The 11,021-nt window shown below is 70.4% G+C and carries 9 protein-coding genes and 3 pseudogenes; 6 read left to right on the forward strand and 6 right to left on the reverse strand.

What is annotated here, in order from left to right; genetic code table 11:
• Nucleotides 1–140: 140 nt before the first annotated feature.
• Nucleotides 141–842 (reverse strand): tRNA 2-selenouridine(34) synthase MnmH, encoded by a 702-nt coding sequence (gene mnmH / locus AC2W7C_RS07400; RefSeq protein WP_486000864.1) that lies wholly within the window; start codon nucleotides 840–842, stop codon nucleotides 141–143.
• The gene (gene selD / locus AC2W7C_RS07405; RefSeq protein ID WP_486000870.1) at nucleotides 839–1,885 is read right to left on the reverse strand and encodes a selenide, water dikinase SelD; all 1,047 of its coding nucleotides are present in this window, start codon (nucleotides 1,883–1,885) and stop codon (nucleotides 839–841) included. The genes mnmH and selD overlap by 4 nt, the downstream gene beginning before the upstream one ends.
• 75 nt (nucleotides 1,886–1,960) lie before the next feature.
• Here selD and AC2W7C_RS07410 point away from each other — a divergent pair.
• The 5 genes and pseudogenes from AC2W7C_RS07410 to AC2W7C_RS07430 all read left to right on the forward strand — a co-directional run.
• Nucleotides 1,961–3,379 (forward strand): annotated as a pseudogene (locus AC2W7C_RS07410) (family 43 glycosylhydrolase); the annotation flags it as partial.
• Between the two features lie 477 nt (nucleotides 3,380–3,856).
• Nucleotides 3,857–4,519, forward strand: a complete 663-nt coding sequence (locus AC2W7C_RS07415) for a glutathione S-transferase (protein WP_486000871.1) — start codon at nucleotides 3,857–3,859, stop codon at nucleotides 4,517–4,519.
• Nucleotides 4,520–4,878: 359 nt separating this feature from the next.
• Nucleotides 4,879–5,352 carry a transcription elongation factor GreA gene (greA, locus tag AC2W7C_RS07420; RefSeq protein ID WP_486000865.1) on the forward strand — a complete coding sequence of 158 codons (474 nt, stop codon included), beginning with the start codon at nucleotides 4,879–4,881 and terminating at the stop codon, nucleotides 5,350–5,352.
• Nucleotides 5,353–5,405: 53 nt separating this feature from the next.
• Nucleotides 5,406–5,816: pseudogene (locus tag AC2W7C_RS07425) on the forward strand (ELM1/GtrOC1 family putative glycosyltransferase); the annotation flags it as partial.
• Between the two features lie 112 nt (nucleotides 5,817–5,928).
• A complete protein-coding gene (locus tag AC2W7C_RS07430; RefSeq protein WP_486000872.1) occupies nucleotides 5,929–6,342 on the forward strand; it encodes an ELM1/GtrOC1 family putative glycosyltransferase in 414 nt (137 codons plus the stop codon).
• Here the strand turns inward: AC2W7C_RS07430 and AC2W7C_RS07435 are convergent.
• A complete protein-coding gene (locus tag AC2W7C_RS07435) occupies nucleotides 6,339–6,599 on the reverse strand; it encodes a glycine zipper domain-containing protein (RefSeq protein WP_486000866.1) in 261 nt (86 codons plus the stop codon). The genes AC2W7C_RS07430 and AC2W7C_RS07435 overlap by 4 nt on opposite strands.
• Nucleotides 6,600–6,667: 68 nt before the next feature.
• Here AC2W7C_RS07435 and trxB point away from each other — a divergent pair.
• Nucleotides 6,668–7,674 (forward strand): annotated as a pseudogene (gene trxB / locus AC2W7C_RS07440) (thioredoxin-disulfide reductase).
• Nucleotides 7,675–7,765: 91 nt separating this feature from the next.
• Here trxB and AC2W7C_RS07445 read toward each other — a convergent pair.
• The 3 genes from AC2W7C_RS07445 to AC2W7C_RS07455 all read right to left on the reverse strand — a co-directional run bounded on the left by AC2W7C_RS07445 (nucleotide 7,766) and on the right by AC2W7C_RS07455 (nucleotide 10,818).
• Nucleotides 7,766–8,728, reverse strand: coding sequence for an aldo/keto reductase (locus AC2W7C_RS07445; protein ID WP_486000867.1), 963 nt, complete (start codon nucleotides 8,726–8,728; stop codon nucleotides 7,766–7,768).
• 72 nt (nucleotides 8,729–8,800) lie between these two features.
• On the reverse strand, nucleotides 8,801–9,205 hold the full coding sequence (locus AC2W7C_RS07450; protein ID WP_486000868.1) for a response regulator: 405 nt from the start codon (nucleotides 9,203–9,205) through the stop codon (nucleotides 8,801–8,803).
• 71 nt (nucleotides 9,206–9,276) lie between these two features.
• The gene (locus AC2W7C_RS07455) at nucleotides 9,277–10,818 is read right to left on the reverse strand and encodes a sensor histidine kinase (RefSeq protein ID WP_486000869.1); all 1,542 of its coding nucleotides are present in this window, start codon (nucleotides 10,816–10,818) and stop codon (nucleotides 9,277–9,279) included.
• Nucleotides 10,819–11,021 lie beyond the last annotated feature (203 nt).

The following is an 11,021-nucleotide window of genomic DNA, read 5'->3' on the forward strand; positions in this document are numbered from 1 at the left end:
GGCCTTGGCGTGGTGCCTGGGCAGCTTGGTCAGCGCCGCGTCCAGTGCGGCCGGATCGGCGGCGATGCCGGCGTAGTCGCGGACGATGCGCGCCACCCGGGCCTCGAACGGAGCCCCGATCTCGATCGCCGGCGCGGCGGTCATGGCGGCCCAGACCCCGCGCGGCAGGACCCGCGCGCCACCCGGCTGCTCTCCGCCTCGACCACCACGGGACGGGCTGGATCCAGCCGCGACAGGGCGTCGTGCAAGGCGCTCTCGAAGGCCTTCTGCGACGGCTGCCCGCCGGGGACGGCGCCGAAGACCGAGCCCCGGTGACCGGCCAGACCCTCGAGGTCCAGGGTCTGGACCCCTCGCCGGGCCAGGCCGCCCAGCAGGGCCGTCTTGCCGCTTCCCGTGGGGCCGTCCAGCAGCACGAGGCGGTGACCGAGCGCACGGTCGTAGAGCGCTTCGACCACCTGTCGCCGCCAGGTGCGGTAGCCGCCCTCCAGCACGGTCACGGGCCAGCCCACCTGGCCCATCACCGTCGCCATGGCGCCCGAGCGCTGGCCGCCGCGCCAGCAGTAGACCAGCGGCCGGAAACTTCCCGGGCGATCCGCCAGAGCCCCCTCCAGGTGGGCGGCGACGTTGCGCGCCACCAAGGCGGCGCCCGTGCGCCGGGCCAGGAATTTCGAGCCCTGGACGTACTCCGTCCCGACCAGAGCCCGCTCGGCGTCGTCCAGGACCGGCAGGTTGATCGCGCCGGGCAGGTGATCCTCGGCGAACTCGGACGGGCTGCGCACGTCGATCAGGGCGTCGAAGCCGTCGCGGGCCTCGGGCGACAGCTCCGTCGCGCGCCGGATCACGCCTGAACCCGCACCCGTGCGGGCCCCTCCGCCACGCGTCCGATCACCGCCGCCTGCTCGAACCCTTCCGCACGCGCCAGGGCCAGCAGCGCCTCGGCCTGGTCTCCGGCGACCGAGATCAGCAGGCCGCCCGAGGTCTGGGGATCGGTCAGCAGGTCCCGGCGCCAATCCGGGAAGCCATCGGGCAGATCGACCTCGCCGCCGTAGCTGGTCCAGTTGCGGCCCGACGCGCCGGTTCGCACGCCGTCCAGGGCCAACGCCTCCACCCCCTCCAACAGGGGCGGCGATCCGATCAGCTGAACCGACAGCCCCGCGCCGCGGGCCATCTCCAGCGCATGCCCCAGCAGGCCGAAGCCGGTGACATCGGTCACCGCATGGACGCCGGGCCTGCCCGCCAGCTGCGCGCCGAGGGCGTTCAGCCGGGTGGTCGAGGCGACCAGGGCCGCATAGCCCGCGGGGCCCAACCGCCCCTGCTTGAAGGCGGCGCTGAGGACGCCGACGCCCAGGGGCTTGGTCAGGATCAGGACGTCGCCGGGCCGCGCGCCCCGGTTGGTCAGGACGTGCTCGGGATCGACCAGGCCCAGGACGGCCAGCCCGTAGATCGGCTCGACGCTGTCGATCGAGTGCCCGCCCGCGACCGGGATGCCGGCCGTGGCGCAGACCTCGGCCCCGCCCTGCAGGATGCGGCCGATGGCGCCCGGCGACAGGACGTTGACCGGCATGCCGACGATGGCCAGGGCGAAGATCGGGGTCGCGCCCATGGCGTAGACGTCGGACAGGGCGTTGGTCGCGGCGATCCGGCCGAACTCGAAAGGATCGTCGACCACCGGCATGAAGAAGTCCGTCGTCGCCACCAGGGCCTGGCGGTCGTTCAGGCGCCAGACCGCCGCGTCGTCCCCCGTTTCGGTCCCGACCATCAGGTTGGCGAAGGGGCCCGCCCGGGGCAGGCCCTTGAGGATGTCCTGCAGCATCGCCGGCGCGATCTTGCAGCCGCATCCGCCCCCGTGGGCGAGCGAGGTCAGACGGGGTTCCGGTGTCGTCATCCGTCCGGTTTGGGCGAAACGGGTCGTGAACTCAACCATGGGAAGGCGCGTGGTAGCGTCCGGATCATGCGCACCATGATCGCCGCCGCCGTCCTGTCCTCTCTGCTGGCCGTCGCGCCCGCCGCCGCCCAGGAGGCCCGCCCGCGCACCTGGGCCAATCCGGTCGACGTCGACTACAAGTACAATTTCGAACAGACCCACCGGGGCATCAGCTATCGCACCGGCGCCGACCCGGTGATCGTGCTGCACCGGGACCGCTACTTCCTGTTCCAGACCCTGGCCGACGGCTACTGGACCTCGACCGATCTTCTGGACTGGACCTACGTCCGGCCGAACCGCTGGCCGTTCGAGTCGAACGTCGCCCCCGCCGCCGTGTCGGACGGCGAGCGGCTGTATCTGATGCAGTCCGCCTTCGAGCCCCGCCCCCTGCTGGTCAGCGAGCATCCCGAGACCGGCCAGTGGGAATGGCACACCCGCGTCCTTCCCCCCGTCCCGGGCGCGGTCAGCCGCAACGAGGAGGGATCTTTCGGCGAGGGCGGCCTGCCCGCCGACAAGCTGCCGCCCGGCCCGTGGGACCCCGGCCTGTTCATTGATGATGACGGCAAGTGGTACCTCTACTGGGGCTCGTCCAACGTCTATCCGCTGTACGGCGCCGAGATCGATCCGACCCCGCCGGTGCGCTTCGTCGGCGAGCCCGTGCGCCTGCACGTCCTGCACCCGGACCGCCATGGCTGGGAGCGGTTCGGCCAGGACCATTCGGGCGGCCTGCCGAACGGCACGGCGATCAATCCGTACATGGAGGGGGCCTGGATGACCAAGCACGCCGGCCGCTACTACCTGCAGTACGGAGCGCCCGGCACCGAGTACAACGCCTACGCCAACGGGGTCTACGTCGCCGACAGCCCCCTGGGGCCGTTCGAATACGCCCCCTACAATCCCATCAGCTACAAGCCCGGCGGCTTCGTCGAGGGCGCCGGCCACGGCTCGACCTTCCAGGACCGTCACGGCAACTGGTGGAACACCGGCACCCCCTGGATCGGCCACAACTGGACCTTCGAGCGGCGAATCGCGATGTTCCCCGGCGGCTTCACCCCCGACGGCCAGATGCATTTCTCCAGCCGCTTCGGCGACTATCCGCAGCGCATGCCGACCGGACGCGTGAGCGATCCGGAGGCCCTGTTCACCGGCTGGTTCCCGCTGTCCTACAAGGTCCAGGCCGAGGCTTCCTCGACACGAGGGGAGTTCTCGCCCGACCGAGCCGTGGACGAAAACCCGCGCACCTTCTGGGTCGCCGACCGCAACGAGGCCGGGCAGACCCTGACACTGGACCTGGGCGGCATGAAGCGGGTCCACGCCGTCCAGGTGAACTACGCCGACTATCAGTCCGGGATCTACGCCGAGCGGCCGGACATCCGCACGCGCTTCCGCATCCTGTGGTCCCGCGACGGCGCGGACTGGCGGGTTTTCGCCGATCTCTCGGACTCGGACCGCGACCGGCCCAACGCCTACGTCGAGGGCGAGACGCCGGTCAACGCCCGCTTCATCCGCTACGAGCACGGCGAGGTGGCGGCCGCCACCTGGCCATTCCGATCTGAGGGTGTTCGGGACCACCGACGGCATCGCGCCGGGACGCCCGACCGCCCGGGTCACCCGCGGGGAGGATCAGAGGAACGCCCTGGTCCGCATCCAGCCGGTCTCCGACGCCCTGGGCTACAATGTCCGCTGGGGCACGGCGCCGGACAGGCTGTTCCTGACCTACCAGATCTACTTCGACGACCTGCGCGACGCCGGCGATCAGCTGGAGGTCCGCGCCCTGAACACCGGCGTGGACTACTGGTTCGCGGTCGAGGCCTTCTCGCCCGACGGGGTCTCGCCGCTCAGCCCCGTCGTCCGCGTTCCGGCGCGCTGAAAGAGGCTGGACGGACGCGACGTCAACGGCCCACAACGGCCAGGCTTGCCGGAGACAGCGCGATGATCATCGTCCACCACCTGAACGACTCGCGCTCGCAGCGCGTCCTGTGGCTGCTCGAGGAACTGGGCGTCGAATACGAGGTCAAGCGCTACGAGCGGGATCCGAAGACGCGGCTCGCTCCGGCGGACCTGCGCGCCGTGCACCCCTTGGGCAAGTCGCCGGTCATCCAGCATGGCGACGTGGTCGTGGCCGAGACCGGCGCGATCATCGAATATCTGCTGGAGGCCTTTCCCGACGCCGGCCTGAAGCCGCCCGCCCGGACCGAGGAGGCGCGGCGCTACACCTACTGGCTGCACTACGCCGAGGGGTCGGCCATGACCCCGCTGCTGCTGGCGCTGATCTTTGGTGAGATCCCCAAACGCGCGCCCCTGCTGGCCCGACCCGTGGCCGCGGGCATCGCCAGGAAGGTCCGGGCGGCCCTGATCGCCCCCCAACTCGCCAGCCACACGGCCTGGTGGGAAACGGCCCTGTCGAAATCCGACTGGTTCGCCGGCCACCGTTTCACCGCCGCCGACATCATGATGAGCTTCCCGCTGGAGGCCGCGGCCTCGCGCGCGGGTTTCCCGGACAAGCCCCGATGCCGCGCCTTCCTGGAGCGGATTCACGCCCGTCCGGCCTATCAGGCGGCGCTGAAGCGGGGCGGCCCGTACGCCTACGCCTGACGCGGAACGCCGCATCGGCGAGGAAACCCGCCGCCGTCGCCGGCGTTAACACCTCCATGCGCCCGAAGACCATCCAGATCATCGCGGCCCTGGCCGCGGCCATAGCCTTCGTCCTGGCCTTCATCGCCGCCGGAGTCCTGCTGCTGTCCGGAGCATTCATGCCTTGGGCCTGGTTCTCACCGGCTGGCTCGCCTGGAGCCTGCTCCGCCAGGTTCAGGCCCGCGGCCGAAAACAGGCCCATCCCACGCGCCCTTGAACCTTTGGCCTAGGCGCCCTACCCTCTTGGGCCGGTCGCGCGCGCCCAGCGATCCCTGTGCCGAGTAGTCTCCAGTCGGGCGAAGACAAGAAATTCACGACATATGGAAAAAGTGCCGATGACGGCCGAGGGCTACCGTGTCCTCGACGATCAGCTGAAGCAATTGAAGTCGGTCGAACGGCCGAGCGTGATCGCGGCCATTTCAGAGGCCCGCGAGCACGGCGACCTGTCCGAAAACGCCGAGTACCACGCGGCCAAGGAGCGTCAGGGCTGGATCGAAGGCTCGATCGCCGACATCGAGGACAAGCTGTCGCGCGCCCAGGTGATCGACGTGTCCAAGCTGTCGGGCGCCCAGGTGAAGTTCGGCGCGACCGTCACCGTGGTCGACGAGGACACCGAGGAAGAGGGCACCTACCAGATCGTCGGCGAGCACGAAGCCGACGTGAAGGCGGGCAAGATCTCCGTGGCTTCCCCGATCGCCCGCGCCATGATCTCCAAGGAGGTCGGCGACGTGGTCGAGGTCAACACGCCTGGAGGCGTGAAGGCCTACGAAATCCTCAAGGTCGAGTGGAAGTAGGTCCGAAAGCCGGACCGCTTTCGATCCAGGTCGTCTCCGACGGCCGGATCGGCATGGAGAACCAGGCGCTGGGATTGGCCGAAGCCGTCCAGCGCCTTTCGCCGTCCGATATCGTCGTGCGGCGCGTAAAATGGCGCCCCGCCTTCGACAAGCTGCCCTCGGCGCTGAAGACGCCCTGGATGCTGGATCCGTCCTCCGATCCCGTCTTTCCGGCGCCCGGCGAGGCCTGGCCCGACGTGTGGATCGCCACCGGCCGCGCCACATTGCCGCTGTCGATCGCCGCGAAACGACGCTCGGGAGGCAGGACCTTCGTCGTCCAGACCCAGGATCCGCGTTGGCGGACCGGCGACTTCGACCTGGTGGTCGCCCCGCGCCATGACCGGATCGAGGGTCCGAACGTGCTGCCGATCACCGGTTCGCCCCACCGCGTCTCGCCCGCTCGTGCGGCCCAGGAAGCCACGGCCTTCGCGGATCGCCTGGAGCCCCTGCCCCGCCCCCGGGTGGCGGCCTTGATCGGCGGCCGCGTCCCGGACGCACGACCTGACCGAAGCCCACGCCGCCGACCTGGCCCAGCGCATCGCCGGGGCGGTCCAGGCCGCCGGCGGCTCGCTGATGCTGACGTTCTCGCGCCGGACGCCCGAGGGGGCGAAGGCTGTGATGATCGCCCGGCTGGCCCGCCTGCCGGGAATGATCTGGGACGAGAGCGGGCCCAACCCCTACTTCGCCTTCCTGCACTACGCCGACCAGATCCTGGTCACCGAGGACAGCGCCAACATGGCCGCCGAAGCCGCCTCCACCGGCAAGCCGGTGCACGTCCTGCCGATGATCGCGACCCGGCCGGCGGACAAATTCGCCCGCCTGCATGCCGACCTGGCCGAACGCGGCGCCGCGCGGCCCTTCGACGGGACGCTGGAGGGCTGGGGCTACGAGCCCCTGAACGAAACCGAACGCGCGGCTCGGGAAATTTTAGCGCGGATAGGCCGGAGCTAGTCGCCGCCGCCGCCGCCATCGGAGCCGCCGTCCGAGCCCCCGTCGGCGACATGAGAGCCGTCGCCGGAACCAGCCTTGCCGTCCTTCTTGGACTGGGCGTTGACCGCGCCCATCAGGGCCACGCCCAAGCCCGACCCGATGGCGACGCCGAGGGCGAGGCCGAGCGCCAGATTGTCCGTAGCCACGCCCAGCGCCGTGCCGATGGCGATGCCCGAGCCCATTCCGATGGGCAGGAAGGCCGCTCCCCTGTTCTTCATCCCCGACTCCTTGCCGCGAGCGGCCAGACTAGCATCGCGCCCGGCGGAATCAGCGCCTAAATAGGGGCATGAGCACTCCGAGAACCGTCCGCGTCGCCATCATCGGGTCCGGTCCGCCGGCTGGACCGCGGCCATCTACGCCGCCCGCGCCCTGCTGAGCCCCGTCGTCATCGCCGGTCTGCAGCCCGGCGGACAGCTGACCATCACCACCGACGTCGAGAACTATCCGGGCTTCGCCGACGTCATCCAGGGCCCCTGGCTGATGGAGCAGATGCAGAAGCAGGCCGAGCATGTCGGGACCGAGGTGATCCACGACATCGTGGTCAAGGCGGACCTGAGCCAGCGGCCGTTCCGGCTGACGCTCGATTCCGGGACCGAACTGCTGGCCGAGACCGTCATCATCTCCACCGGCGCCCAGGCCAAGTGGCTGGGTCTGGAGAGCGAGGCCAAATACCAGGGTTTCGGCGTGTCGGCCTGCGCCACCTGCGACGGCTTCTTCTATCGCGGCAAGCAAGTCATCGTCGTGGGCGGCGGCAACACCGCCGTGGAGGAGGCGCTGTTCCTGACCAATTTCGCCTCCAAGGTCACCGTCGTGCACCGCCGCGACGAGTTCCGCGCCGAGCGCATCCTTCAGGACCGGCTGTTCGCCCATCCCAAGGTGGAGGTGATCTGGGACCACGCGATCGACGAGATCCTGGGCGCGTCCTACGACGGCGGCGTCAACGTCACCGGCGCGCGCCTGAAGAACGTCAAGACGGGCGAAACGCGCGACCTGGCCGCCGACGGCGTCTTCATCGCCATCGGCCACGCGCCGTCGTCCGAGCTGTTCGCCGGCCAGCTGGAGACCAAGCAGGGCGGCTATCTGGTGGTGAAGCCCGGCACGGCGGCGACCGCCATCGAGGGCGTCTGGGCCGCCGGCGACGTCACCGACGACATCTACCGCCAGGCCGTCACCGCCGCCGGCATGGGCTGCATGGCCGCGCTCGAAGCGGTCCGCTTCCTGGCCGAGGAAGATCACGCCAAGGCCCGCCACCCGATCAGCCACAAGGAGGCGGAGAAGATCGGGGCCTGGTGATTTCAGCCGCCCCCACCCGGCCGATGCTGCGCATCGACCACCCTCCCCCGGAGCGGGGAGGGTGGCCGCGTGCCGGCCGGGTGGAGGCGGCCTACCCCTCACTCGCCTCCGTCAGCTCGGCCAGGTCTTCGGCCGGCAGCACCAGTTCGGCGGCCTTCAGCGTGTCCGCGAGTTGGTCCAGAGAGGTCGCGCTGACGATCGGCGCGGTGACCGCCGGGCGGCTCAGCAGCCAGGCCAGCGAGACCTGGGCGGGCGTCGCCTCGTTGCGCTCCGCCACGCCGCGCAGCACCGCCAGGATCCGCATGCCGCGCTCGTCGAAACGGTCCTTCAGCGCCCCGCCCCGGGCCGCTCCGGCGGCCTCCTGGGCCGTACGGTACTTGCCGGTCAGGAAGCCGGCCTCGAGGCTGAAGTAGGTGATCACCCCCAATCCCTCCTTCACCGCCAGATCCTGCAACGCCCCCTCGAACGTGGCGCGGCTGTACAGGTTGTAGTGCGGCTGAAGGGTCTCGTAGCGATGCAGACCCTCGCGCGCCGAGATCGCCAGCGCCTCCGAGGTGGCGGCGGCGGAATGGTTCGACACGCCGATCGCGCGCACCTTGCCCGCCTGGATCAGACGCTCGAAGGCGCGCAGCGTCTCTTCCTGCGGGGTCCGCTCGTCCGGCCAATGGGCCTGGTAGAGGTCGATGACGTCGGTCCCCAGCCGCCTCAGGCTGTCCTCCACCGCCCGCTCGATCCAGCCTGGCGACAGGTCGCGTCGGTCGTCGTCGCCATGCTGGCCCATGGACGAGCCGACCTTGGTCAGCACCAGGACGTCGTCGCGTCGGCCGCGGCGCTTCAACCATTCCCCAATGATGGTCTCGCTCTCGCCGCCGTGGTTGCCGGGAACCCAGCGCGAATAGGCGTCGGCCGTGTCGATCGCGTTGAATCCCGCGTCCACGAACGCATCCAAGAGGGCGAACGAGCGCTCGCGGGCCACCGTCCAGCCGAAGACGTTTCCGCCGAACACCAGGGGCGCGGTGGTCAGGCCGCTGCGGCCGAGAGGACGGGTCTGCATGAAAGGCTCCTTGGCGGTCGGGAGCCTTGCATCTGGGCCGCGCGCCCGCCGCACCACGGCCTCACGCCATTGTCAGCCGAACAGCTGCAGGCCGGGCGGCGCGTACTCGATCGCTTGTCCGCATCGGCGGCGCAGCGCGTACTCCACCGCCGTCTGCAGCACCCGTTCGTCCGCCGGCTTGGACAGCACGCCGAGGGTTCCGGCCACGCCGCCGCACACCATTCCCGGATTGGCGGTCATGTACACGACCGTCACCCCTTCGCGCGCCAGCCGCCGTCCCAGATCGACCCCGGTCGGGCCGTCCTGCAGATGGATGTCCACCAGCGCCAGGTCGATATCGGTCTCGCGCACCAGTCGCTGCGCCGTGCGGGCGTCCGCCGCCATCCCCGCGACCTCGTGGCCGAGGTCTTCCAGAACGAAGCGCAGCTCCATGGCCACCAGGGCCTCGTCCTCGATGATCAGTATACGCGCGGGCATGACGGGCCGGTGGAACCTTTCGTGGGCTGCTAACGCCCCGGAACCCCTGCGGGTTTCACAATATATGATCGCTAGCCGACATTCATCGCCGCGCGTCGCCGCGAAAGCGCGGTCGCCGGCAGGTCGGCGACCACGACCAGCCCCTCCGGCCTCCAGTCGCGCTCGAAGCGGCCGCCCAGCTGTCCCTCGACCGACAGGGTGGCCAGGGAAGAGCCGAAGCCGGACCGCTCAGGCGCCCCCGTCAGCGGCGGGCCGCCGCGTTCCGCCCAGGTCAGGATGAACCGGTCGCCGTCGCTGCGGGTCTGCAGGTCGACATGGCCGGTTTCGACCGACAGGGCGCCGTACTTGGCGGCGTTGGTGGCCAGTTCGTGGAACAGCAGCGCCACCGACGTCGCCGCCTGGTCGTCGAAGGTCGCGTCGTCCCCCGACAGCCTGACCCGGGCGGCCCCGTCGGGATCGACATAGGCCTGGAACAGGTCCGACAGGAAGGCGTGCAGCGTCACCCCGCCCTCGGCCGGCGAGGCTTCGGTGTGCGGCTGGACGAACTCGTGCGCCCGGGCCAGGGCGTTGATCCGGGTGCGGACCGCCGTCGCGAAGTCCTTGGCCTCGGGGAAGCGGCGCGCCGACAGCGCGATCAGGGCCGACACCACCGCGAAGATGTTCTTGATGCGGTGGCTGAGCTCGTGACTGACCAGCTCCTTGGACTGCTCCATCCGCTTCAGGTCGTCGATGTCGGTGCAGGTGCCGAACCAGCGGACGATCTCTCCCGCCTCGTTCCGGATCGGCATCGCCCGGCCCAGGGTCCAGCGATAGACGCCCGACCGGTGCCGCAGGCGATATTCGATCTCGTAGGGATCGCCCGTCGACAGCGAACGCCGCCACCGGGCCCAAGCGCGATCCTGGTCGTCGGGATGGAACATCTCCGCCCAGCCGTCGCCGTGGCCGACCCCCTCCTCGGTCCCGGTGAACTCGTACCAGCGCGCGTTGAAATAGTCGTTGAAGCCGTCGGGCCGGGCCGACCACACCATCTGGGGCATGGAGTCCGCGACCGCCCGGAACCGGGCCTCGCTCTCGGCCAGCAGGTCGGCGACCGCCAGTCCGCCGGTGCGCGACCGGCGCAGCTCCATTTGAGCCACCACCTGCTGGGCCAGGACCTCCAGCGCCTGCGTCTGAAGGGCGCTCAGCCCGTCCGGCCTCGGCACGCTGTCGATGACGCAAAGGGCTCCCAGGGCATGACCCTCCGCGGTGATCAGCGGCGCTCCCGCATAGAAGCGGATGTTCGGCGGGCCGACGACCAGGGCGTTGTCGGCGAACCGCGGATCCCGGGCCGCGTCGGGCACGATCATGACCTGCTCCCCGCGCATGGCGTGGTCGCAGAACGAAACGTTGCGCGGGGTCGAGCGGGCCTCCAGGCCGAAACGGGCCTTGAACCACTGCTCCTCCTCGGCGACCAGGCTGATCAGCGCCGTCGGCGCCTCGCAGAGACGGGCGGCCAAGGCGACGATGTTGTCGAAGTCGGCCTCGGGGGCCGTGTGCAGCATCCCGTAGGATTTCAGGGCCGCGATCCGGGCCTGCTCGGCGTCGGCGCCAATGTCGTGGGTGGTGTCGTGCAAACGGTCGCCTCAAGCGGCGCCCCCGCGCCAGTAACCCCGTTCAAGAATGCAAAGCTTGGCGCAGCGTTGCACGGGTGCGGGTTTCCACGGGGTCAGGCGCCCGGGCGGCCCACTTCCTCGACGACCATCGGCGTCACGCCGGGCGCGGTCACGGTCACGGACGGCGCCGCGGCGGGGGCGGCGGGGGCTTCCAGAGCCGCCAG

Source organism: Brevundimonas sp. CURTG3B2_SDJG, assembly GCF_057364705.1.